The sequence below is a fragment of the Streptomyces sp. NBC_00659 genome (genome assembly GCF_036226925.1).
Lineage (GTDB): Bacteria > Actinomycetota > Actinomycetes > Streptomycetales > Streptomycetaceae > Streptomyces.
The window spans coordinates 4,970,933-4,994,151 of sequence record NZ_CP109031.1; the positions used below are offsets into that span (position 1 = coordinate 4,970,933).

The window sequence follows — 23,219 nt, forward strand, 5'->3', positions numbered from 1 at the left end:
GGGTAGCGTCAGAGGCATGAGTTTCGGAGCTGGTGTGCCCACGGTCGGGGTCGACAATCTTGCGGTCGACGACTTCCTGCTGGACGTCCGGGAGGACGACGAGTGGGAGGCGGGCCACGCCCAGGGGGCACTGCACATCCCCATGAGCGACTTCGTCGCCCGGTTCGGCGAGCTGACCGAAGCGGCCCCGCAGGACGGCCGGGTCAACGTGATCTGCCGCTCCGGCGGCCGTTCGGCCCAGGTCACCATGTATCTGGTCCAGCAGGGTATCGACGCCGCGAACGTCGAGGGCGGCATGCAGATCTGGGAGACCGCCGGCCGCCCGGTCGTGAACGGCAAGGGCGAGCCCGGCTTCGTTCTGTAGACCGGGCCCGCCCGCCCCGGGGAATGCCGGGGAATCCTGCGTCCGGGTCCGCGCACCCGGGGAATGCCGGGGAATGTCTGTGGTCCCGGTCCGCCCATCCCGGGGGAATGCAGGGGGAGTCACTGCGGTCCGGGCCTGCCGTCCCCGGGGGAATGCCCGGAGGCCGGGTCCTGTCAGCTGAGGGAATGCGCTGCCAGCAGGTCTCCCAGGGCTTCCTCGTGTGCCGCCGCCGGGCCGAGCGACAGTTCCAGATGCTTGGCCCAGGCGTGGTACCGGTGCAGCGCGTACTCGGTGTCTGCGCCGAATCCTCCGTGCAGATGCTGTGCGGTCTGCACGACCCGGCGTACCCCTTCGGAAGCCCAGATCTTGGCGACGGCCACATCACCGCCGACCGGGAGCGCGCCGTCGGCGCCCGTGCTGATCCGCCACGCGGCCTGCCAGAGCGTCGCCTCCATCGCGCGCAGGTCGATGTAGCGGTCGGCGGCCTGGACGGCGACCGCCTGGAACGTGGCGACCGGGAACCCGAACTGCTCCCGCTTGCTCGTGTACGCGCTCGTCATCCGGAGCACTTCCTCTCCGAGCCCGAGGGCCAGCGCACAGGTGCCGGTGGCCAGCAGGTCGCGCAGCCACTCCCAGGCCCCCGGCGCGTCGATGACATCCCGGGCGGCGATCCGAGTGGACCGCAACCGCAGCTCGCCGAGCCGTTCACCGGTCGTGGAGATCTGCTCGGCGAGAACGGCCCCTTCGTGGTCGCGTGGAACCAGTGCGAGGACGGTCCGGTCGGCGTCCGTATGCGCGGGCACGACGACGAAGTCGGCGTCGCAGGCCCAGGGGACCGCCGTCTGCACACCGTCCAGGACCCACCCCGCGCCGTCCCGCCGTGCGGTCACGGCGCGTTCGGCCGGGTCGTGACCGGTCCTGCCGTTGGCGGCGACGGTCAGCACGAGTTCGCCCCGGCCGGCCCGCGCCGGCAGTTCCGCCCTCAACTCCTCGCCGCCGTAGCGTCGTACGGCCGCCGCCGCCGCGCTGTTCTCCAGCAGCGGTACCCGTGCCAGCACCTTCGCCGACTCCCGCAGCACCAGGCAGAGCGCGATCGCGTCGAGGCCCGCCCCGCCGGCCTCCTCGTCGAGCAGCAGGCTCAGCAGGTCCGCGTCGGCGAGCCTCGCCCACAAGGGCCGGTCGAAGTCCTCGGCGACGGCGCCCGCGGTGAGCGCGGGACTGGGCACCCCGTCGGGGGAGACCCCGGCGAACACCCCCTGCGCCGCCTCGGCCGCCGCCTGCTGCTCCTCGGTGAAGGTGAAGTCCACGATCCCGTCCTCCCGCGCACGCACCGGACCAATGACCAGACGGAAAGCCTGATCTGACGGTGCGTCAAGATAGAACAGGTTCTACGAGAAGGGAACGGCCGACGATCGGCCTCCTTCTCAGCGGTCGAAGTCCAACTCGACCTTCTCCGTGGCGGGATGGGACTGGCAGGCCAGTACGTACCCGGCCTCGGTCTCCTCCGGTTCCAGCGCGAAGTTGCGGTCCATCCGCACCTCGCCCGAGACGAGGAACGCCCGGCAGGTTCCGCACACGCCGCCCTTGCAGGCATAGGGCGCGTCCGGTCGGTTGCGCAGGACCGCGTCCAGCAGCGACTCGCCGTCCTGGACGGGCCAGGTGCCGCCGCGTCCGTCGAGCCGTGCGGTGACCGTGCTGTGCGCGGGTGCCGGTACGGCGGAAGGAGCCGTGGTGTCGGCGTCCACGTGGAAGATCTCTTCGTGGATGCGCGTCCGGGACACCCCGAGCCCGCGCAGCGCCCGCTCGGCGCCCTGGACGAGCCCCATCGGCCCGCACAGGAACCATCCCGCCACCCCGTCCACGGGCAGCAGCGCCGGAAGCAGCCCGGTCAGCCGCTCCTGGTCGAGCCGGCCGGACGGCAGCCCGGCCTGCTGCTCCTCCCGGGAGAGGACGGTCACCAGCTGGAACCGCTGCGGATAGCGGTCCTTGAGGTCGGCGACCTCCTCCAGGAACATCGTCGAGGCCGACGTACGGTCGCTGCGGATCAGGCAGAAGCTCGCGTCCGGCTCCCGCGCCAGCAGGGTCGAGGCGATCGACAGCACCGGGGTGATGCCGCTGCCGCCCACCACCGCCGCGTACAGGCCGGGCGTGGGTTCCAGGGTGAAGCGTCCCGCCGGGATCATCACCTCCACCTCGTCGCCGACGGCGATCTCCTTGAGCGCGTACGTCGAGAACGCGCCTCCGTCGACCAGACGCACGCCGACCTTCAGGGTGCGCGGCGCCTCGCCGTCGGGGGAGGGGGCCGTCGAGCAGATGGAGTACGTGCGGCGGATCTCCGTGCCGTCGAGCGTGCGGCGCAGTGCCAGATGCTGGCCGGCGGCATGCCGGTAGTCCTCGCGCAGTTCCGCGGGCACCGCGAAGGTCAGGGCCACGGAGTCGTCGGTGATCCGGTCGACCGCGGCCACCGTGAGCGGGTGGAAGCGGGCCATCACAGCTCCTTGAAGTGGTCGAACGGTTCGCGGCAGGACAGACAGCGGCGCAGCGCCTTGCACGCGGTGGAGGAGAAACGGCTGAGCAGTTCGGTGTCGGCCGATCCGCAGGCCGGGCAGCGGACGGGGTCCAGCTCCGGTTCCGCGCCGGCCGTACGGGTCGGTCCCAGGTCGAGGGCCACCGGCCCGGCGGGACGGTCGCCGCGCGGCGGTGCTATCCCGAACTCCCGCAGTTTGCGGCGGCCTTCGTCCGAGATGTCGTCGGTCGACCAGGCGGGGCTGAGCACCGTACGCACCAAGACCTCGCGTATGCCATGCTCGTGGAGCACCCGCTCGATGTCCATGGACATGGCTTCGACGGCCGGGCAGCCGGTGTAGGTCGGGGTCAGCTCGACCTCGACGCTGTCCGTGCCGCGGACGTGGACGGCGCGCAGGACACCGAGGTCGTCCAGGGTGAGGACGGGCAGTTCGGGGTCGAGCACGGAGCCTGCCAGCCTGCGCAGTTCCTCCTCCAGGGCGGTGGTCGTCACCATGACGCCCCCGGGTGGCTGCGGTGCAGGTGCTGCATCTCGGCGAGCATCCGCCCGAAGGACTCGGTGTGCAGGCCCTGGCGTCCGGCGCCGGCCGTCCAGGCCCCGGTCTGCGGGCCTTCGGGGACGGTCAGCGTGGCCCGGCGCAGTGTGGCTTCCACGGACTCCGTCCAGGCGGCCCGGAGGCCGTCCCAGTCGATGCCGACGCCGTCGAGCGGCTGGAACATCTCGCCGGTGAAGCGCCACAGCGCCTGGCACGCCCGGCTCATCCGCTCGTGACTCTCGGCCGTGCCGTCGCCGAGGCGCAGGGTCCACTGCTCGGCGTGGTCCTGGTGGTAGGCGACCTCTTTGACGGCCTTGGCGGCCAGGGGAGCGAACTCGCTGTCCCCGGATGCCAGTTGTGCGTAGAGAAGCCGCTGGTAGGTCGAGAAGTAGAGCTGCCGGGCGATGGTGTGCGCGAAGTCGCCGTTCGACTGCTCGACGAGCTGGAGGTTGCGGAAGGCGCGCTCCTCGCGGAGATACGCCACCTCGTCCTCGTCACCGGCCATGGACAGCAGGACCCGGGCCTGGCCGAGCAGGTCCAGGGCGATGTTGGCCAGGGCGACCTCCTCTTCGAGGACGGGCGCGTGGCCGGCCCACTCCCCCAGCCGGTGCGAGAGCACCAGGGCGTCGTCGCCGAGGGCCAGGGCGGCCGCGGTGTTCACGGTGAGCGTCACAGGTGCTTCACCCCTTCCGGGATCTCGTAGAAGGTCGGGTGCCGGTAGGGCTTGTCGGCGGACGGCTCGAAGAAGGGGTCCTTCTCGTCGGGCGAGGAGGCCGTGACGGCGGCGGACGGGACGACCCAGATCGACACGCCCTCGCCGCGGCGCGTGTACAGATCGCGGGCGTTGCGCAGCGCCAGTTCGGCGTCCGGGGCGTGCAGGCTGCCGGCGTGGGTGTGCGAGAGCCCGCGGCGCGAGCGCACGAAGACCTCCCACAGCGGCCAGTCGGTGTTCGTCATGCTCGGGTCGCTCCTGTCTCGCCGGTCGTGCTCGCGGAGCCGCCGGTCCCGCTCGTGTGCTTGCCGGCGTACGCCGCGGCCGCCTCCCGTACCCAGGCGCCCTCCTCGTGGGCTCGCCGGCGCTGGGTGATCCGCTGGTCGTTGCACGGGCCGTTGCCCTTGAGGACCTCCCAGAACTCCGTCCAGTCGATGGCGCCGAAGTCGTGGTGCCCCCGCTCCTCGTTCCACACGAGGTCAGGGTCGGGGAGGGTCAGGCCGAGGGACTCGGCCTGGGGGACGGCGATGTCGACGAAGCGCTGGCGCAGCTCGTCGTTCGAATGGCGCTTGATCTTCCACGCCATCGACTGGGCGGAGTGCGAGGACTCGTCGTCCGGCGGGCCGAACATCATCAGGGAGGGCCACCACCAGCGGTCGACCGCGTCCTGCGCCATCGCGTGCTGCTCGGGGGTGCCCTGGCTCAGGGCCAGCAGCAGTTCGTACCCCTGGCGCTGGTGGAAGGACTCCTCCTTGCACACGCGGACCATGGCGCGCGCGTACGGGCCGTACGAGCAGCGGCACAGGGGGACCTGGTTGGTGATCGCCGCGCCGTCCACGAGCCAGCCGATGGCGCCGACGTCCGCCCAGGTCAGCGTCGGGTAGTTGAAGATCGACGAGTACTTCTGGCGGCCGGAGTGCAGCTTGTCCAGCAGTTCGTCGCGGCCGACGCCGAGTGTCTCGGCCGCGCTGTACAGGTACAGCCCGTGTCCTGCCTCGTCCTGGACCTTCGCCATCAGGATCGCCTTGCGGCGCAGCGAGGGCGCGCGCGTGATCCAGTTGGCCTCGGGCTGCATGCCGATGATCTCGGAGTGGGCGTGCTGCGCGATCTGGCGGACCAGGGTGGAGCGGTAGGCATCGGGCATCCAGTCGCGGGGCTCGATGCGTTCGTCGGCCGCCACCGCGGCGTCGAAGACGACCTCGTACGCCGCTGTGCGCGCCGCCTCGTCGGCGGCTTCGTCCGCTTGTGTGCGGGCCGTGTGGTGCGCTGATGCTGTCGCCATGCGGTCCCCCTCGACCTCTCGCTCCCGACCGACCGATCGTTCGGTCCATTCGCAACAATGGTCGGTCGAGCGCCGTACGGTGTCAACCGCTGTGGATAACCTCATGCGCGCCGGCGTGGCGGTTGTGACCCGCGGGGCTGTGCCGAAGGTCCGGCTCTGAGTACGGTTCGCCTGCGAACGTCGTGCCGCGGTACGACGTGACGGTACGGTGCCCGCAGTCCGGCGGCCGGAAGTCGGATCCGGGATCGTGAATCGGGGCGGGATGGACGCGAGGGACGAGGGCTCTGAGCGGGAGCCGGGGTCGGTCGCGCCCGAGGGGGGCGCGCCCGGCGGTGTCACCGGCGGTACACCGCTGCCCGGCCCGCGGCCGGCCGGCGAGTCTGTGACCGGCGAGCGCCCCGCAGGCGATCCGCCGACCCGGGCGGAGGCTTCCCCGGAGTCCGGGGACGGGGCGCCCGAGACCACCGGGCCCGACGCGGGCGCACCCGAAGACGACGCATGCACGTCCGCGGAGTCCGGGAGCCCGGGATCCGGGGCTGCCGCTCCCGGGGAGTCCGAGCGGGGCGCGGGCGAGGTGGTGTTTCCCCAGGAGTCCGAGCTGGCCGAATCCGGGGCTGCCGCTCCCGGGAAGCCCGAGCTGGGCGAATCCGAGGCGGTGCTGTCCCGGGAGTCCGAACTGGGCGAATCCGAGGCCGTGCTGTCCCGGGAGTCCGAGCCGGGTGCTCCCTCCGTGGGCGCTCCTTCGGGCTTCGCCGGGGCCGGGGCCGGCGCGTCGGCCTTCCCCGAGAGTCCCGAAGCGGCCGGCTGTCCGGAAGACGGGGCTCCCATGGGCCTCGCGGCCCTGTCTCTGCGCCATCAGATCGCCGCCGCCCTCGCCCTGGCCGTCGTCGCCGTCGTCGCCTGTGCGCATCTCGGCATGGTCTTCCTGCACGTCGCGCCCTTGAACACGGTGACGAAGCAGCACGGCCGCGCGATCGACGACTGGATCTACCCCGAGTTCGAGCAGAACTGGAAGCTCTTCGCCCCCAACCCGTTGCAGCAGAACATCACGGTCCAGGTCCGCGCTCTGGCCCGCACGAAGGACGGCACCAGCCGCGAGACCGGCTGGTACGACCTGTCCGCGCTCGACGGCCTGGCCATCGACGGGAATCCGCTGCCGAGCCACACCCAGCAGAACGAACTGCGCCGTGCCTGGGACTTCTACGTCGGTACGCACGACGGCGAGAACCGCTCCGTGGGCCTGCGCGGCGACCTCTCGGAGCGCTATCTGCGCCGTATCGGCGTGCTGCGTCTCGACCGTGAGCATGCGGGCGGCGAGGGCGCTGTCGTCGAACGCGTCCAGTTCCGCTCCCTCACCACCGACGTGCCGCCTCCCCGGTGGAGCGGCGAGAAGGTGTCCGACCGGCCCGTCGTCCGTGAGCTGCCCTGGTGGGCCGTTCCCGGGAGCGACCGCGCGGACGGGCTGACGGAGGCGAGTGCCCGATGAACCGATTCGCTCCGACGATCGCGCGCGGCATCGCCCGGGTGACCGAGTCCGCCCTCGGCCCGTACCAGAGCGCCGTGATCCGCATCGGCTTCGCCGCCACCTGGCTGCTGTTCCTGCTGCGCGAGTACCCCCACCGTCAGGAGATGTACGGGCCCGACGCGCCCTGGAGCTGGGACCTCGCCCGGCAGCTCGTGGCGAGCAATCACGCCTTCACGGTCCTGCTGTGGTCCGACAGCCAGGTGTGGTTCGAGACGGTCTACGCCGTCGCCGTGCTCTCCGGCGCGCTGCTGCTGGTGGGATGGCGGACCCGCGCGGTGTCCGTGGTCTTCATGATCGGCGTGCTGTCCCTGCAGAACCGCAGCGTCTTCATCGGGGACGGCGGGGACAACGTCCTCCACCTGATGGCGATCTACCTGGTGTTCACCCGCTGCGCCCAGGTGTGGTCCCTCGACGCGCGGCGGCACCGTCTCGCCCGCGAGGCGTACGCGCGGGGCGAGTGGCCCGAGCCCGGCCGAGCGGGCCCCGTTCTGTGGGCGGGGCTCGGGATCGCGCTGGCGCTGGCGACGGGCGCGGGACGGATCGACGGGGGTGCCCTGGGCGGCTGGCTCACGGTCTTCTGGGGGCTGTGGGCGGTGCAGGGCCTGTGGTGGGCCGTCGGCCGCTTCGCCCGCACCGCGGAGCCGCGCATCCTGTTGGACGTCGTCGCCAACCTCGTCCACAACGCCGCTCTGATGATCATCATGGCCGAGGCGTGTCTGATCTACGCGACCGCGGGCTGGTACAAGATCCAGGGCTCGCGCTGGCAGGACGGCACCGCCGTCTACTACCCGCTCCACCTGGAGTCCTTCTCCCCGTGGCCGGCGCTGTCCGACCTGATGTCCACGCACGGGGTGATCGTCATGCTCGTGACGTACGGGACGGTCGCCGTGCAGGTCGCCTTCCCCTTCGCCCTGTTCAACCGGCGGGTCAAGAACGTGCTGCTGGCGGTCATGATGACCGAGCACGCCGTGATCGCCGTGGTCCTCGGGCTGCCGTTCTTCTCGCTCGCGATGATCGCCGCGGACGCCGTGTTCCTGCCCACGTCGTTCCTGCGGCGCCTGGGCGGACGGGCGGCACGCGCGCGTGACCGGCTGTTTCCCGGCAGGGGCCCTGCGGTGCCGGGGCCCCGGGAGCCCGAACCGGGCGTTCCGGAGGAGCCCGGGCACACGCACGTAGGCTTCACCGCATGAACGACCCGGTACGTGTCTGGCGCCAGCTCCGCGACGATTCCGTCCTGCTCGACGGCTTCCACGCCCTCAAGCACGCGGTGCGCTTCGGAGCGCGTGTCCCGGTCGCCGTCACGACCGACCGGCCGGCGGTCCTCGAACTGGCCGGCGAACTCGCCCCCGACGTACGTGCCGCTCTCGACGGGCTGCTGACCGAGATCCCGGAGACGGCGTTCACAGCCCTCGTGGCGCGACCGCATCCCACCTCGGTGGCGGCGCTCGCCGTACGGCCCTCCCGTGCCGCCAACCTGGAGAGGCTGGCCGGCACGCCGCGCACCGCGCCCGTGGTCGTCCTCGACAATCCGCGCAACCTCGGCAACGCGGGAGCGGTGATCCGGCTCGCGGCTGGCTTCGGCGCGACCGGGGTGGTCACGACGGGCACGCTCGACCCCTGGCATCCCACGGTCGTACGCGGCGGGGCCGGCCTGCACTTCGCGACCGCCGTGGAGCGGCTGGCGGTGGACGAACTGCCGGCAGGCCCGTTGTTCGCGCTCGACCCCGAGGGCGAGGACATCCGGGGGACGAAGCTTCCCGACGACGCCCTGCTCGCCTTCGGCTCGGAGCGCAGCGGGCTGTCCGCCGAACTGCGCTCCCGGGCCGACCACCTGGTCTCGCTGCCGATGCGCCCCCAGGTCTCCAGCTACAACCTCGCGACCAGTGTGGCCATGACGTTGTTCCACTGGAGCGCCACCGGGGACGCACCGGCGTAGACGCCCGAAGGCGTCGTGGCTCACGCCTCCCGGCGTACCTCGACCACCCGGAAGCGGTTCGCCACGAACGCCCCGTCGCACAGCGCCGCGTTGGCCGCGGCGTTGCCGCCCGAGCCGTGGAAGTCCGAGAACGCGGCCGTCTGGTTGACGTAGACCCCGCCTGTGAGGTTCAGGGAGAGCTGGGCGCACTCCTCCAGGCAGGCCTCCTGCACCTCGCGCTCGAACGCCTCGTCGGTGGTGTACGCGCCGACGGTCATCGCGCCCTTGTCCCGGGTGGTGCGCCGCAGAAGCTCCACGGCCTCGGCGGCCGAGTCGACCGCGACGGCGAAGGAGACCGGCCCGAAGCACTCGCTCAGGTAGGCGGCCTCGTCGTCGCTCCCGGCGTTCTCCCAGTACTTGCGCGCGCCGTCCAGCTTCACGATCAGCGGTGAGCGCACGACGGCACCGGGGAACTCGGGGTTGTCGATCTGCCGTGAGGGCAGGGCCACTTCCCCGAGTCCGGCGGCGGCCTCCAGCCGGGCCTTCACGTCCGGGTTCACGATGGCGCCGAGCAGCGCGTTCGCGCGGGCGTCGTCGCCGAGGAGTCCGCCGACCGACTTCGCGAGATCGGCCACCACCTCGTCGTAGGACTTGTGGCCCTCGTCCGTGGAGATGCCCTCGCGCGGGATCAGCAGGTTCTGCGGGGTGGTGCACATCTGACCGCTGTAGAGCGACAGGGAGAACGCCAGGTTGGACAGCATCCCCTTGTAGTCGGCGGCCGACTCCACGATCACCGTGTTGACGCCGGCCTTCTCCGTGTAGACCTGCGCCTGGCGGGCGTTGGCCTCCAGCCAGTCGCCGAAGGCGGTGGAGCCCGTGTAGTCGATGATGCGGATCTCGGGGCGGGTGGCCAGGGTCTTCGCGATGCCCTCGCCGGGACGCTCGGCGGCCAGCGCCACCAGGTTCGCGTCGAAGCCGGCCTCGGCCAGCACCTCGCGGGCGACCTGCACGGTCAGCGCGAGGGGCAGCACCGCGCGCGGGTGGGGCTTCACCAGGACCGCGTTGCCCGTGGCCAGCGAGGCGAACAGGCCCGGATAGCCGTTCCACGTCGGGAAGGTGTTGCAGCCGATCATCAGCGCGATGCCGCGCGGGACGGGCGTGAACTGCTTGGTGAGCGCGAGGGGATCACGCTTGCCCTGGGGCTTGCTCCACTCCGCGGTGCCGGGGGTGCGGACCTGCTCCGCATAGGCGTAGGCCACCGCCTCCAGACCGCGGTCCTGCGCGTGCGGGCCGCCCGCCTGGAACGCCATCATGAAGGCCTGGCCGCTGGTGTGCATGACCGCGTGCGCGAACTCGTGGGTGCGGTCGCTGATCCGCTTGAGGATCTCCAGACAGACCACCGCGCGCATCTCGGCGCCCGCGTCGCGCCAGGCGCGCTGCCCCGCGCGCATGGCGGGAAGCAGCGTGTCGATGTCTGTGTGCGGGTACGTGACGCCCAGCTCGATGCCGTACGGCGACACCTCGCCCCCGACCCAGTCGTCCGTGCCGGGCTGGCCCAGGTCGAGGCGGTTGCCCAGGAGGGCGTCGAAGGCGGCTTTGCCCTCGGCCATGCCCAGGCTGCCGTGCTCGCCGTACGCCTTGGGGTGCTCGGGATGCGGGGACCAGTACGCGCGCGTGCGGATTGTTTCCAGCGCCTGATCCAGGGTGGGCCGGTGCTGGGAGATCAACTGGTGCGCGGTGAGTTCGGCGGCCATCAAGGACCAACTCCTCGTCTCAAGAGCTCCTCGTCGAGCTCGCGAGCTGGGCAGGAAGGGACAGTCAGAGTTAGAGTAACCGAACGATCGGTCGGGACAAGGGGGTCCGCCGCATCTGTGGACAACGCCGTGCGGGAGGATCGCGCACATGACAGCACTCGACCTCAGCAGCCCCGTGGCAGTCGTCGGCACCGGCACCATGGGCCAGGGCATCGCCCAGGTCGCGCTGGTGGCGGGCCACCCCGTGCGGCTCTACGACGCCGCTCCCGGACGTGCCGCGGCCGCCGCCGAAGCGATCGGCGCCCGGCTCGACCGGCTCGTCGCGAAGGACCGGCTCGCCGGCGCCGACAGGGACGCCGCGCGCGCCCGGCTCCAGCCGGCCTCGGATCTCACCGACCTCGCGGACTGCGTGCTCGTCGTCGAGGCGGTGCTCGAAGAACTCGACGTCAAGCAGCGGCTGTTCGGCGAGCTCGAGGACATCGTCGGGGACGACTGCCTGCTGGCCACCAACACCTCCTCGCTGTCCGTCACGGCCATCGGCGGCGCGCTGCGAAATCCGGGCCGGCTCGTCGGGCTGCACTTCTTCAACCCGGCGCCGCTGCTGCCGCTCGTGGAGGTCGTCTCCGGGTTCGCGACCGACGTCACGTCGGCCACGCGCGCGTACGAGACGGCCCGCGCCTGGGGCAAGACGCCCGTCGCCTGCGCGGACACGCCCGGTTTCATCGTCAACCGCATCGCGCGGCCCTTCTACGCCGAGGCCTTCGCGGTCCACGAGTCCCAGGCGGCCGACCCCGCCACCATCGACGCGGTCCTGCGCGAGTCCGGCGGTTTCCGGATGGGCGCCTTCGAACTCACCGACCTGATCGGCCAGGACGTCAACGAGTCCGTCACGCACTCCGTGTGGCGGTCCTTCTTCCAGGACGTGCGCTTCACGCCCTCGCTCGCCCAGCGACGACTCGTCGAGGCGGGCCGCTTCGGCCGCAAGACGGGCCACGGCTGGTACGACTACGGGGACGGCGCCGAACCCTCCGAGCCGCACACGGCGGAGAAGGCGCAGCCGCCCGCGTACGTCGTCGCCGAGGGCGACCTGGGCCCGGCCGCCGACGTTCTCGCCCTGATCCGTGAGGCGGGCATCCAGGTCCGGGAGGACGAGGAGGACCACGGCACGCGCCTGGTGCTGCCGAGCGGCGGCCAGCTCGTCCTCGTCGACGGCCAGACCTCGGTCGAGTTCCGCGACGTCGTCTACTTCGACCTCGCGCTCGACTACCGCAAGGCCACCCGGATCGCCCTGTCGGCGTCCCAGGACACCGCTCCCCAGACGCTCTCCGAGGCCATCGGTCTCTTCCAGGCGCTGGGTAAGGACGTCAGTGTGATCGGGGACTGCCCCGGCATGATCGTCGCCCGCACGGTGGCCCGGATCGTCGACCTCGCGTACGACGCGGTGGCCAAGGGCGTGGCCACCGAGGAGGACATCGACACCGCGATGCGCCTCGGCGTCAACTACCCCCTCGGCCCCTTCGAGTGGAGCCGCAGGCTCGGTGTGAACTGGTCGTACGACGTCCTGGACGAACTACACGTGCGCGATCCCTCCGGCCGCTACGCCCCGTCGCTCGCGCTCTACCGCCACGCGTACGCCAACGAGAAGCGGGAGGGCACCCAGTGACCACCGCCAAACGGGACACGTACACGCCCGAGACGCTGCTCTCCGTCGCCGTCCAGGTCTTCAACGAACGCGGCTACGACGGCACCTCCATGGAGCACCTCTCCAAGGCGGCCGGCATCTCCAAGTCGTCGATATACCACCATGTCTCGGGCAAGGAGGAGCTGCTGCGGCGCGCGGTGAGCCGGGCGCTGGACGGCCTCTTCGAGATCCTCGACGAGGAGCACGCGCGCGTGGGACGTGCCGTGCAGCGACTGGAGTACGTGGTGCGGCGCATGGTCGAGGTGCTCACCTCGGAGCTGCCCTACGTGACGCTGCTCCTGCGGGTGCGCGGCAACACGGACACCGAGCGGTGGGCCCTGGAACGGCGCCGCGACTTCGACCACAGGGTCGCCGAGCTCCTGAAGGCAGCGGCCGCCGACGGGGACGTACGCGGCGACGTGGAGGTCCGGCTCGCGACCCGGCTGGTCTTCGGAATGATCAACTCGCTCGTGGAGTGGTACCGCCCCGACGCACGGGGCATGGCCGCGCAGGAAGTGGCCGACGCCGTGGTGGTGCTGGTCTTCGGAGGGCTCCGGCAGGAGCCCTGAGGGCCCAGGAGGGCCGGTGGCGTCAGGCCTCCGGCTCCAGGTCCTCCTCCTCGAAGACCAGCAGTGTCCTGCTGCTGAGCACCTCCGGGATGGCCTGGAGCCGGGTGAGCACCAGTTCGCGCAGCGCCCGGTTGTCCGGCGTGTGCACCAGCAGAAGCACGTCGAAGTCGCCGCCCACCAGGGCGATGTGCGAGGCCCCGGGCAGCACCCTCAGCCGCTCCCGCACCGTGCGCCAGGAGTTCTGCACGATCTTGAGGGTGATGTACGCCGAGGTGCCCTGTCCCGCGCGTTCGTGGTCGACGCGCGCCCCGAAGCCGCGGATCACACCGTCCTCGATGAGCCGGTTGATCCGCGCGTAGGCGTTTGCCCGCGAGACATGGACCCGCTCGGCCACGGAACGTATGGAGGCACGGCCGTCCGCCTGCAGCATGTGCAGGATGTCCTGGTCGATCGCGTCGAGCGGACGGGCGGGCGGCACGGGCGGCACGGAGGGTCCGGCCTCCGGCGGCTCGGCCATTTGTTCAGGTGCCATGTCCCCCCGCCTCCCTACCATGGACGTACTGCATCCATCTCAGGCTGCGCAGAACCGTTTGTCCACAGCCTGGCGGCGCCTGTAGCCAAAATGTGCCGACGACCGAACAATCGGTAGGTGAGGCGCATCACACCCGTGACGCGCCTGAAGCCGCTCCCACGAGGAGGTGCCGTCATGACGGTCATGGAGCAGCGAGGGGCCTACCGGCCCACGCCGCCGCCCGCCTGGCAGCCCCGCACCGACCCCGCGCCGTTGCTGCCCGACGCGCTGCCCCACCGCGTCCTCGGCACCGACGCGGCCGCCAAGGTCGATCCGGCCCTGCTGCGCCGCCTGCACACGGAACTGGTGCGTGGCCGCCGGTACAACGTCCAGGCCACCGCGCTCACCAAGCAGGGCCGTCTCGCCGTGTACCCGTCCAGCACCGGACAGGAGGCCTGCGAGGTCGCCGCCGCGCTCGTGCTGGAGGAGCGCGACTGGCTCTTCCCCAGCTACCGCGACACCCTCGCCGCCGTCGCCCGCGGCCTCGACCCCGTCCAGGCACTCACCCTCCTGCGCGGCGACTGGCACACTGGCTACGACCCGCACGAGCACCGGGTCGCGCCCCTGTCCACCCCCCTGGCGACCCAGCTCCCGCACGCCGTGGGCCTCGCGCACGCCGCCCGCCTCAAGGGCGACGACGTGGTCGCGCTCGCCCTGGTCGGTGACGGCGGCACCAGCGAGGGCGACTTCCACGAAGCGCTGAACTTCGCCGCGGTGTGGCAGGCGCCCGTCGTCTTCCTCGTGCAGAACAACGGCTTCGCCATCTCCGTCCCGCTCGCCAAGCAGACCGCCGCCCCGTCGCTGGCCCACAAGGCCGTCGGCTACGGGATGCCGGGCCGTCTGGTCGACGGCAACGACGCGGTGGCCGTGCACCAGGTCCTGAGCGAGGCCATCGCCCACGCGCGCGCGGGCGGCGGTCCCACCCTCGTCGAGGCCGTGACGTACCGCATCGACGCGCACACCAACGCCGACGACGCCACCCGCTACCGGGGGGACTCCGAGGTCGAGACCTGGCGCGGCCACGACCCCATCGTGCTTCTGGAGCGCGAGCTGACCGAGCGCGGTCTGCTCGACGAGGCAGCTCTCCAGGAGGTGCGCGACGGCGCCGAGGCGATGGCCGCGGACCTGCGTGAGCGCATGAACCAGGACCCGGTGCTCGACCCCATGGATCTGTTCGCCCATGTGTACGCACAACCCACTCCTCAACTGCTTGAGCAGGAGAGCCAGCTGAGAGCGGAGCTGGACGCCGAGGCGGACGGCACGCTCGGAGCGGGCCCGCACGGCCCGGAAGGAGCCGGGCGATGACCACGGTTGCCCTCAAACCGGCCACCATGGCGCAGGCGCTCGGGCGCGCCCTGCGCGACGCCATGGCCGCCGACCCGGCCGTCCATGTCCTGGGCGAGGACGTCGGCACCCTCGGCGGCGTCTTCCGGGTCACCGACGGGCTCGCCAAGGAGTTCGGCGACGACCGCTGCACGGACACCCCGCTCGCCGAGGCGGGCATCCTCGGCGCGGCGGTCGGCATGGCCATGTACGGCCTGCGGCCGGTCGTGGAGATGCAGTTCGACGCGTTCGCCTACCCGGCGTTCGAGCAGCTGATCTCGCACGTGGCGAAGATGCGCAACCGCACACGGGGCGCCATGCCCCTGCCCATCACGATCCGCGTCCCCTACGGCGGCGGCATCGGCGGCGTCGAGCACCACAGCGACTCGTCCGAGGCGTACTACATGGCGACCCCGGGCCTGCACGTCGTCATGCCCGCGACCGTGTCCGACGCCTACGGACTGCTGCGGGAGGCCATCGCCTCGGACGACCCGGTGGTCTTCCTGGAGCCCAAGAGGCTGTACTGGTCGAAGGATTCGTGGAACCCGGACGAGCCGCCGGCCGTTGAGCCGATAGGCCGCGCGGTGGTGCGGCGCTCGGGCCGGAGCGCCACGCTGATCACCTACGGGCCGTCCGTGCCCGTCTGCCTCGAAGCCGCCGAGGCGGCCCGGGCCGAGGGCTGGGACCTCGAAGTCGTCGACCTGCGCTCGCTGGTGCCGTTCGACGACGAGACGGTCGCGGCATCGGTGCGGCGGACCGGACGAGCGGTCGTCGTGCACGAGTCGGGCGGGTTCGGAGGACCGGGCGGGGAGATCGCGGCCCGCGTCACGGAGCGCTGCTTCCACCACCTGGAGGCGCCGGTGCTGCGCGTCGCCGGGTTCGACATCCCGTATCCGCCGCCGATGCTGGAGCGGCACCACCTGCCCGGCGTCGACCGGATCCTGGACGCCGTGGGACGTCTGCAATGGGAGGCGCAGAGCTGATGGCACAGGTGCTGGAGTTCAAGCTCCCCGACCTCGGGGAGGGCCTCACCGAGGCGGAGATCGTCCGCTGGCTGGTGGAGGTCGGTGACGTCGTCGCCGTCGACCAACTCGTCGTCGAGGTCGAGACGGCCAAGGCGATGGTCGAGGTCCCCTGCCCCTACGGCGGTGTGGTCACCGCCCGCTTCGGCGAGGAGGGCACGGAACTGCCCGTGGGGGCACCGCTGCTGACCGTCGCCGTGGGTGCCCCTGCCGAGGACGGCGGGACCGGCGAGAACGAGCGGAGCGACGAGGGCTCCGGGAACGTGCTGGTGGGATACGGCACGGGAGCGCCCCCGGCGCGGCGCCGGAGGGTGCGCCCCTCCGGCGCCGCCACCGGAGGACCGGCCGGGGTACCGTCCCCGGCGGGCACGGGTGCCTCGCCCGCCCGGCCCGCGCAGGGCCGCCCCGAACCCGTCGCCGCCGTACCGCCGGACCCGGCGGGCATGGCGCGGACCGCTCACAACGGCGTCACCCCCTCGCGGGGCGACGGCCCGGTGCCGGTCATCTCGCCCCTCGTGCGACGGCTCGCCCGGGAGAACGGCGTGGACCTGAGGGAGCTGGAGGGCTCCGGTCCCGAGGGACTCATCCTGCGGGCGGACGTCGAGTACGCGCTGCGCGCGGCGGCCACCGGACGGCTGCGGTCGTCCGCCACGCCGGAGTCGCGCCCTGCGGCGGCCGGACCCGGTGCTCCCGTCACGGAGCCCGCGTACGAGGGCCTGCCCGGCCAGATGACCTCCTACGCGGACATCGTGTCGGTGGTGCCCGGTGGGTCCGGCGTTTCCCGGGGCACGTCCCCGGAGGGTGTCCGGGTGCCCCTCCGGGGTGTCCGCGGTGCCGTCGCCGACAAGCTCTCGCGCAGCCGGCGCGAGATCCCGGACGCGACCTGCTGGGTGGACGCCGATGCGACGGAGCTCATGCAGGCGCGCAGGGCGATGAACGCGGCCGGCGGCCCGAAGATCTCCCTGCTGGCACTGCTGGCCCGGATCTGCACCGCGGCGCTGGCCCGTTTCCCCGAGCTCAACTCGACGGTCGACATGGACGCCCGCGAGATCGTCCGGCTCGGCCAGGTGCACCTGGGCTTCGCGGCCCAGACCGAGCGCGGGCTCGTCGTCCCCGTGGTGCGGGACGCGCACGCACGGGACGCGGAAGGGCTGAGCGCGGAGTTCGGCCGGCTGACCGAGGCGGCCCGGACCGGGACGCTGACGCCCGCGGACCTCACGGGCGGCACCTTCACGCTGAACAACTACGGCGTGTTCGGTGTCGACGGCTCCACGCCGATCATCAACCACCCCGAGGCGGCCATGCTCGGCGTCGGCCGCATCATCCCCAAGCCCTGGGTCCACCAGGGCGAGCTGGCGGTGCGTCAGGTCGTCCAGCTCTCGCTCTCCTTCGACCACCGGGTCTGCGACGGCGGTACGGCGGGCGGCTTCCTGCGGTATGTGGCGGACTGCGTGGAGCAACCGGCGGTGCTGCTGCGGACTCTGTAGGACACGCGGCCCGGCCGGCCCGGTACCTGCGCCGTGCCCCGGGGGTGGCGCCGATTCCTCGGACGCCCATACTCGGGGCATGACCGCGTACGAGCCCGAGGGCGCGACCGGGCGACCCGGCGGCGCCGACCAGGGAGGCACCCCCGGTGCCGATGCCGGGTACGACGCCGTCGTGCTCGCGGGCGGTGCCGCCCGGCGGCTCGGCGGCGAGGACAAGCCCGGCGTGCGCGTGGGGGGCCGGACCCTGCTGGACAGGGTCCTGGCCGCGTGTGCCGATGCCACGCGCACGGTGGTCGTGGCCCGGCCCAGGCCCACGGCGCGTCCCGTGGAGTGGGCCCGCGAGGACCCGCCGGGCGGGGGACCGCTCGCCGCGCTGGACGCCGGGCTGCGTCACACCAGGGCGCCGTACGTTCTCGTGCTCTCCGCCGACCTGCCGTTCCTGGAGGAGAAGACGGTCCGGCGCCTGCTGGACACCCTTCGCGCCGGCACCCCACACGAGATCCCGGGGACTTCCGGCCCGGCCCGGGACGGGCATGCCGACCGCATCGAGGGGCCCGGCGCCCGTCACGACGGGCAGGGCACCCGCGCCGACGGGCTTGACACCTGTCACGACGGACCCGGCACCCGGGCCGATGGGTCCGGCACCCGTGCCGAGGTCCCCGCCGCCCGTCACGACGACCCCAGCCGTCGAGCCGACGGCCCCGGCACCCGTTTGGACGGTGTTCTTCTCACCGACCCCGACGGGCGGGATCAGCCCCTCGTGGCTGTCTACCGCGCCGACGCGCTGCGCCGCGAGCTGGGTGTGCTCGCCGCCGAGCACGGGAGCCTCTCCGGGCTGCCGCTCCGACGGCTCGTCGCCGCCCTCGACCTCACCCGCATCACCGACCCCGTCGCGTCCTTCGACTGCGACACCTGGGACGACATCGCCGCCGCTCGAGCGCGCATCAGGGAGCATGGGCACGTGCTGGATGAATGGATTTCCGCAGTCAAGGACGAACTGGGCATCGACCTGGACGTCGACATCGGCGTGCTGCTCGACCTGGCCCGCGACGCCGCGCACGGCGTCGCCAGGCCGGCCGCGCCGCTGACCACGTTCCTCGTCGGATACGCGGCCGCGCGGGCGGGCGGAGGACCGGAAGCGGTCGCCGAAGCCTCCCGCAAGGCCGCCGCGCTCGCGCTGCGCTGGGCCGACGAGGACACTCCCGACGCCCGGCCGGACAACGGGTCGTCCGCCGCCCCGCCCACGCCCGCCACCGAGCCGGACGCCGGATGACCGCCGCCCGCTCCACCCGGGACAGCCAGGACGGCCAGGACACCGACGACACCGACGACTTCGATGTCGAGGAGGCGCTCGCCCTGGTCAAAGGCGCGGGTGCCCGCCCGTCCGGCGAGCCCGGACGAGCGGAGCGTGCCGTCCCCGGCCCCCAGGGAACCGACCCGGCAGCGGTCGCCTCGCCCGGCGCCCAGAACAGCGGCGAGGGCAAGCACACCCGTCACCGGTCCACCCCGTGGACGGAGGCACGGGCCCTCGCCGAGCGGGCCGCGCGTTCCCTGTCCCGCCGTACCCCCGTCTCGGTCCCCCTCGACGACTCCCTCGGCCTCGTCCTCGCCGCCCCCTTGACCGCGCTCACCGACCTTCCCTCCTTCGACACCTCCGCCATGGACGGCTGGGCGGTCGCCGGACCCGGGCCCTGGGAGGTGCGGGAGGACGGCGTACTCGCCGGGCACGCGGAACCGGAGCGGCTCAGCGACGGCGAGGCGGTCCGGATCGCCACCGGGGCGCGGGTCCCGCGGGACGCGACCGCCGTCCTGCGCAGCGAGCACGGGCGCCTCGACGGCAAGGGCCGGCTGCACGCGGGCGTCGGGCAGGAGCAGGGTTCCGCCCGGTCCCGGGGAATCCTGGCGCTCGCTCACGGGCAGGACATCCGCCCGCGCGGCCAGGAGTGCCGCAGCGGTGACCAATTGCTGCCGCTCGGAGCCCTGGTAACCCCCGCCGTACTGGGCCTCGCGGCGGCCGCCGGGTACGACACACTCGCCGTCGTCCCCCGCCCGCGCGCCGAAGTTCTCATCCTCGGCGATGAGCTGCTCACCGAGGGACTTCCCAGGGAAGGGCTCATCCGGGACGCGCTCGGCCCCATGCTGCCGCCGTGGCTGCGGGCCCTGGGCGCCGAGGTCGTCGCGGTGCGCCGGATCGGCGACGACGCCAAGGCGCTGCACAAAGCGATCACCGGCTCCCGGGCCGATCTGATCGTCACCACCGGCGGCACCGCCGCCGGCCCCGTCGACCATGTCCACCCCACCTTGCGCCGGATCGGCGCCGAGCTGCTGGTGGACGGCGTCAAGGTGCGGCCGGGGCATCCGATGCTGCTGGCCCGTCTCCAGGAGAACCAGCACCTCGTCGGGCTGCCCGGCAACCCCCTCGCGGCCGTCTCCGGACTGCTCACGCTCGCCGAGCCGATGCTGCGCACGCTGGCCGGACGCATGGCCCCGGAGCCGTACACCTTGCCCCTCGGGGACGCCGTGCAGGGGCATCCGTACGACACCCGGCTCATCCCCGTCTCGCTGCGCGGCGAGCGGGCCGCGCCGCTGCACTACAACGGCCCGGCGATGCTGCGGGGCATCGCCGCCGCCGACGCGCTCGCGGTCGTACCGCCGGGTGGTGCGCGCGCCGGGCAGGAGCTGGAACTCATCGATCTGCCATGGGCCGTCGCGGGGATCGACGCGTGCTTCGTCTGAGCAGGTCCGAGGGCATGACCGGCATGGACCCGAGCGGGGAGTGTTTCACGTGAAACTTCCGGGCGACGACACGATCGCCCGCCAGGCGGACGAACATCTGATGACTCACCAGGTGAAACTGCCGCAGAAGGTAGTGCAGCGTCCGATTCGGCAGGTGGCGAAGCGGCTGTCGATGGCGCTGCTGCTGCTTGTGTTCACCGCGCTCATCGTCTGGTTCGACCGCGGTGGCTACACCGACAACTCCGACGGCAGCGTCGACCTGCTCGACGCCTTCTACTACGCGACGGTCACCCTCTCCACCACCGGATACGGCGACATCACCCCGACCAGTGACGTCGCCCGGCTCATCAACATCCTGGTCATCACGCCCCTGCGGGTGCTGTTCCTGATCATCCTGGTCGGCACCACGCTGGAGGTCCTCACGGAACGCACCCGGGAGGAGTGGCGATTGAACCGCTGGAGGGCGACCTTGAGGGATCACACCGTCGTTGTCGGCTTCGGGACCAAGGGACGGTCGGCCGTCGAGACTGTCTGCGCGACCGGGCTCAAGAAGGAGCAGGTCGTGGTCGTCGACCCGAGTTCCCGGGTGGTCGACGCGGCGACGGCCGAGGGGTACGCGGGAGTGATCGGGGACGCCACGCGCAGCGATGTGCTGATGCGCGCCGAGCTCCACAAGGCGCGGCAGATCATCGTCGCCACCCAGCGGGACGACACCGCGGTCCTGGTCACCCTGACCGCGCGGCAGCTCAATCGCGGGGCGAAGATCGTCGCCGCCGTCCGCGAGGAGGAGAACGCCCCGCTGCTCAGGCAGTCGGGCGCCGACGCGGTCATCACCAGCGCCAGCGCGGCCGGCCGACTGCTCGGCCTCTCCGTGCTCAGCCCCGCCGCGGGCATGGTGATGGAGGACCTGATCCATCAGGGCAGCGGGCTCGACATCGTGGATCGGCCCGTCACAAAGGCCGAGGTCGGCATGAGTGCCCGGGACACCAGCGACCTCGTGGTCAGCGTCGTGCGGGGGCATCGCGTGCTCGGATACGACGAACCGGACGTCGGCACCCTGCAGTTGACGGACCGGCTGATCACGATCGTCCGGGTCACCCCGAGCACCCGGACGACGCCGGACATCCGGCACCTGCCGTAGGAACAGGCGACACCGTGCAGGAGTAGCGTCCACCTCATGTACGCGATCACGATTCCCGAACCTGGTGGGCCCGAGGCGCTGGTGTGGGACGAGGTTCCCGATCCGGTGCCGGCCGAGGGCGAAGTGCTGGTCGAGGTGGTGGCCAGCGCCGTCAACCGCGCCGATCTGCTGCAGCGGCAGGGTCTGTACAACCCGCCGCCCGGAGCCTCCCCCTACCCCGGACTCGAATGCTCCGGGCGTATCGCCGCGGTCGGTCCGGGCGTCCTCGGCTGGTCGGTCGGCGACGAGGTGTGCGCGCTGCTCGCGGGCGGCGGATACGCCCAGAAGGTCGCCGTCCCCGCCGGACAGCTGCTCCCCGTTCCCGCGGGCCTGGACGTCCTGCAGGCGGCGGCGCTGCCCGAGGTGACGTGCACGGTCTGGTCGAACGTCTTCATGGTCGCCCATCTGCGCCCTGGCGAGACCCTGCTCGTGCACGGCGGCTCCAGCGGCATCGGCACCATGGCGATCCAGCTCGCGAAGGCCGTCGGTGCGAAGGTCGCGGTCACGGCGGGCACCAAGGAGAAGCTCGATTTCTGCGCGGAGCTGGGTGCGGACATCCTGATCAACTACCGCGAGCAGGACTTCGTCGAGGAGATCGAGCGGGCCACCTCGGGGGCGGGTGCCGACGTCATTCTCGACAACATGGGGGCCAAGTACCTCGACCGGAACGTGCGCGCGCTCGCCGTCAACGGACGGCTCGCCATCATCGGCATGCAGGGCGGCATCAAGGCGGAGCTGAACATCGCCGCGCTCCTGAACAAGCGCGCTGCCGTCAGCGCCACCTCGCTGCGGGCCCGGCCGCTCAGCGAGAAGGCGGCGATCGTGGCGGCCGTGCGGGAACACGTGTGGCCGCTGATCGACTCCGGTCATGTCCGTCCTGTCGTCGACCGTGAGCTGTCCATGAGCGACGCGGCGGGTGCGCACCGGGTGCTGGAGGAGAGCAGCCACATCGGAAAGGTGCTGCTCGTCGCCTCCTAGCGGCCGACCCGGCTGCGGTGGCCGATCCGTCCCCCGGGGGTGGCTCAGCCACCGCACGTCGGCGCTTCCTGTGGGGGCCACCGCACATCGCAGCTTCCTGTGGGGTGGCTCGGCCGCGGCACGTCGGCGCTTCCTGGGGGTGGGTTCAGCCGCGGCGTACCCGCAGGCCCAGGAAGGCCAGGGCCAGGCCCAGACCGACGAGGATCAGGCCGCTGCCCAGCGGCAGGAGCGCCAGGTCGCCGCCGGGCGTGGAGCCGGGGCCCACGACGCTCTGCTGGACGGGGGCCGCGGTGTCGCGTGAGGGGTCGGGAGCTTCGGTCGGTTCCGTGATCCCGGTGTCCGCGGCGGGGGCCGTGTCCTGGAGGGCCGGGGTGTCCTGGCTGCCGGGGTCCTCGCTGTCCTGGCCGTCCGGCTCCGTGCGGCCGGGACGTTCACGTCCCTCCCCCGCGTAGCTGCCCGCACGGGACGGGTCCGCCGTAGGGGTGGGGCGGGCCGGGTCGGAGGCCGTGGGGCCGGCCGCGTCCGAGGCGCTGGGCCCGTGCGCGGACGTGCCGGGCGGGTTGGACCGTCCGGGGGACGGAAGCGGTGAGCCGGCTCCCGAGGTGGACGGGGCGGGCGTGGTGGTCCCTCCCGAGGAGGGAGTGGAGGCGGTGGGCGAACCGGGCGGGCTGGGGCTCTGGGCGGGCGGAGCCGGTGAGGCGGTGGCTCGGGCGGACGGAACCCATGAGGCGGTGTACGAGAAGCCTCCGGAGCGGGCCGGGGCGGGGGGAGCGAGGGCGCCCGGGCCCGTCGGCGCGGCGTTCGCGAGCGGGACGGGGCCGTTCAGCAGGGCGGCCGCGAGGAGCCCGGCCGTGGGCAGGGTGCGCAGCCATGGAGTCACGTCGGTGACCCCCTCCCGGAACGGTTCGCCAAGACGGGTGCCGTGATCGACGCAACCAGCCTCACATGACGTCGTGATCCCGGCATCTCGACCGAAAGTGGCGTCATTCGCGCACTTCAGAGGCTGTGGAACCCCTTCCTGTCGCGAACTGGGCCGACGGAGGTGGTGGATCACCGTG

General features: G+C 72.3%; 22 protein-coding genes. 13 read left to right on the forward strand and 9 right to left on the reverse strand.

What is annotated here, in order from left to right; translation table 11 throughout:
* Positions 1-16: 16 nt before the first annotated feature.
* A complete protein-coding gene (locus tag OG410_RS21545; protein ID WP_329300679.1) occupies positions 17-364 on the forward strand; it encodes a rhodanese-like domain-containing protein in 348 nt (115 codons plus the stop codon).
* Between the two features lie 173 nt (positions 365-537).
* On the opposite strand, the gene OG410_RS21550 is transcribed toward OG410_RS21545, so the two are convergent.
* The 6 genes from OG410_RS21550 to paaA form a co-directional block, all read right to left on the reverse strand.
* Positions 538-1,671 (reverse strand): acyl-CoA dehydrogenase family protein, encoded by a 1,134-nt coding sequence (locus OG410_RS21550; RefSeq protein WP_329300681.1) that lies wholly within the window; start codon positions 1,669-1,671, stop codon positions 538-540.
* Between the two features lie 117 nt (positions 1,672-1,788).
* Positions 1,789-2,853, reverse strand: coding sequence for a 2Fe-2S iron-sulfur cluster-binding protein (locus tag OG410_RS21555; protein ID WP_329300682.1), 1,065 nt, complete (start codon positions 2,851-2,853; stop codon positions 1,789-1,791).
* Positions 2,853-3,386: a 1,2-phenylacetyl-CoA epoxidase subunit PaaD gene (gene paaD, locus OG410_RS21560; protein ID WP_329300683.1), complete on the reverse strand. Its 534-nt coding sequence runs from the start codon at positions 3,384-3,386 to the stop codon at positions 2,853-2,855. Before paaD ends, OG410_RS21555 begins: the two co-directional genes overlap by 1 nt.
* Entirely contained in the window at positions 3,380-4,099 is a 720-nt protein-coding gene (paaC, locus tag OG410_RS21565) for a 1,2-phenylacetyl-CoA epoxidase subunit PaaC (RefSeq protein ID WP_329300685.1), read from the reverse strand. Before paaC ends, paaD begins: the two co-directional genes overlap by 7 nt.
* Positions 4,096-4,383, reverse strand: a complete 288-nt coding sequence (gene paaB / locus OG410_RS21570) for a 1,2-phenylacetyl-CoA epoxidase subunit PaaB (RefSeq protein ID WP_164372737.1) — start codon at positions 4,381-4,383, stop codon at positions 4,096-4,098. The genes paaC and paaB overlap by 4 nt, the downstream gene beginning before the upstream one ends.
* Positions 4,380-5,420, reverse strand: a complete 1,041-nt coding sequence (paaA, locus tag OG410_RS21575; protein ID WP_329300686.1) for a 1,2-phenylacetyl-CoA epoxidase subunit PaaA — start codon at positions 5,418-5,420, stop codon at positions 4,380-4,382. Before paaA ends, paaB begins: the two co-directional genes overlap by 4 nt.
* Positions 5,421-5,682: 262 nt before the next feature.
* On the opposite strand from paaA, the gene OG410_RS21580 reads away from it, so the two are divergent.
* From OG410_RS21580 to OG410_RS21590, 3 genes are read left to right on the forward strand one after another with little or no spacing between them, the layout of a single operon-like run.
* The gene (locus OG410_RS21580; protein ID WP_443063775.1) at positions 5,683-6,906 is read left to right on the forward strand and encodes a DUF5819 family protein; all 1,224 of its coding nucleotides are present in this window, start codon (positions 5,683-5,685) and stop codon (positions 6,904-6,906) included.
* A complete protein-coding gene (locus OG410_RS21585; RefSeq protein ID WP_329300687.1) occupies positions 6,903-8,135 on the forward strand; it encodes an HTTM domain-containing protein in 1,233 nt (410 codons plus the stop codon). The genes OG410_RS21580 and OG410_RS21585 overlap by 4 nt, the downstream gene beginning before the upstream one ends.
* The gene (locus OG410_RS21590; RefSeq protein WP_329300688.1) at positions 8,132-8,881 is read left to right on the forward strand and encodes a TrmH family RNA methyltransferase; all 750 of its coding nucleotides are present in this window, start codon (positions 8,132-8,134) and stop codon (positions 8,879-8,881) included. Before OG410_RS21585 ends, OG410_RS21590 begins: the two co-directional genes overlap by 4 nt.
* Before the next feature lie 20 nt (positions 8,882-8,901).
* Here OG410_RS21590 and paaN read toward each other — a convergent pair whose 3' ends face one another.
* Positions 8,902-10,614: a phenylacetic acid degradation protein PaaN gene (gene paaN, locus OG410_RS21595; protein ID WP_329300689.1), complete on the reverse strand. Its 1,713-nt coding sequence runs from the start codon at positions 10,612-10,614 to the stop codon at positions 8,902-8,904.
* 148 nt (positions 10,615-10,762) lie between these two features.
* Here paaN and OG410_RS21600 point away from each other — a divergent pair, with 148 nt between their 5' ends.
* Together OG410_RS21600 and OG410_RS21605 are read left to right on the forward strand one after the other, a co-directional pair.
* Positions 10,763-12,277: a 3-hydroxyacyl-CoA dehydrogenase gene (locus OG410_RS21600; RefSeq protein WP_329300690.1), complete on the forward strand. Its 1,515-nt coding sequence runs from the start codon at positions 10,763-10,765 to the stop codon at positions 12,275-12,277.
* Positions 12,274-12,864: a TetR/AcrR family transcriptional regulator gene (locus tag OG410_RS21605; protein WP_329300691.1), complete on the forward strand. Its 591-nt coding sequence runs from the start codon at positions 12,274-12,276 to the stop codon at positions 12,862-12,864. The genes OG410_RS21600 and OG410_RS21605 overlap by 4 nt, the downstream gene beginning before the upstream one ends.
* Before the next feature lie 22 nt (positions 12,865-12,886).
* On the opposite strand, the gene OG410_RS21610 is transcribed toward OG410_RS21605, so the two are convergent.
* The gene (locus OG410_RS21610) at positions 12,887-13,396 is read right to left on the reverse strand and encodes an Lrp/AsnC family transcriptional regulator (protein ID WP_329300692.1); all 510 of its coding nucleotides are present in this window, start codon (positions 13,394-13,396) and stop codon (positions 12,887-12,889) included.
* Between the two features lie 174 nt (positions 13,397-13,570).
* Between OG410_RS21610 and pdhA the strand changes: the two genes are divergently transcribed.
* The 7 genes from pdhA to OG410_RS21645 all read left to right on the forward strand — a co-directional run bounded on the left by pdhA (position 13,571) and on the right by OG410_RS21645 (position 22,161).
* Complete coding sequence (gene pdhA, locus OG410_RS21615) at positions 13,571-14,740, forward strand: pyruvate dehydrogenase (acetyl-transferring) E1 component subunit alpha (RefSeq protein WP_329300693.1); 1,170 nt, start codon at positions 13,571-13,573, stop codon at positions 14,738-14,740.
* The gene (locus tag OG410_RS21620) at positions 14,737-15,741 is read left to right on the forward strand and encodes an alpha-ketoacid dehydrogenase subunit beta (RefSeq protein ID WP_328450396.1); all 1,005 of its coding nucleotides are present in this window, start codon (positions 14,737-14,739) and stop codon (positions 15,739-15,741) included. The genes pdhA and OG410_RS21620 overlap by 4 nt, the downstream gene beginning before the upstream one ends.
* Positions 15,741-17,267 carry a dihydrolipoamide acetyltransferase family protein gene (locus OG410_RS21625; RefSeq protein ID WP_329304192.1) on the forward strand — a complete coding sequence of 509 codons (1,527 nt, stop codon included), beginning with the start codon at positions 15,741-15,743 and terminating at the stop codon, positions 17,265-17,267. Before OG410_RS21620 ends, OG410_RS21625 begins: the two co-directional genes overlap by 1 nt.
* 79 nt (positions 17,268-17,346) lie before the next feature.
* Positions 17,347-18,540, forward strand: coding sequence for an NTP transferase domain-containing protein (locus tag OG410_RS21630; protein ID WP_329300694.1), 1,194 nt, complete (start codon positions 17,347-17,349; stop codon positions 18,538-18,540).
* Positions 18,537-20,003 (forward strand): molybdopterin molybdotransferase MoeA, encoded by a 1,467-nt coding sequence (locus OG410_RS21635; RefSeq protein WP_329300696.1) that lies wholly within the window; start codon positions 18,537-18,539, stop codon positions 20,001-20,003. Before OG410_RS21630 ends, OG410_RS21635 begins: the two co-directional genes overlap by 4 nt.
* A 40-nt stretch (positions 20,004-20,043) precedes the next feature.
* On the forward strand, positions 20,044-21,144 hold the full coding sequence (locus tag OG410_RS21640) for a potassium channel family protein (protein ID WP_329300698.1): 1,101 nt from the start codon (positions 20,044-20,046) through the stop codon (positions 21,142-21,144).
* A gap of 36 nt (positions 21,145-21,180) precedes the next feature.
* Positions 21,181-22,161, forward strand: coding sequence for an NAD(P)H-quinone oxidoreductase (locus OG410_RS21645; RefSeq protein ID WP_329300699.1), 981 nt, complete (start codon positions 21,181-21,183; stop codon positions 22,159-22,161).
* A 145-nt stretch (positions 22,162-22,306) separates the two neighbouring features.
* On the opposite strand, the gene OG410_RS21650 is transcribed toward OG410_RS21645, so the two are convergent.
* A complete protein-coding gene (locus OG410_RS21650; protein WP_329300700.1) occupies positions 22,307-23,041 on the reverse strand; it encodes a hypothetical protein in 735 nt (244 codons plus the stop codon).
* Positions 23,042-23,219: the final 178 nt, after the last annotated feature.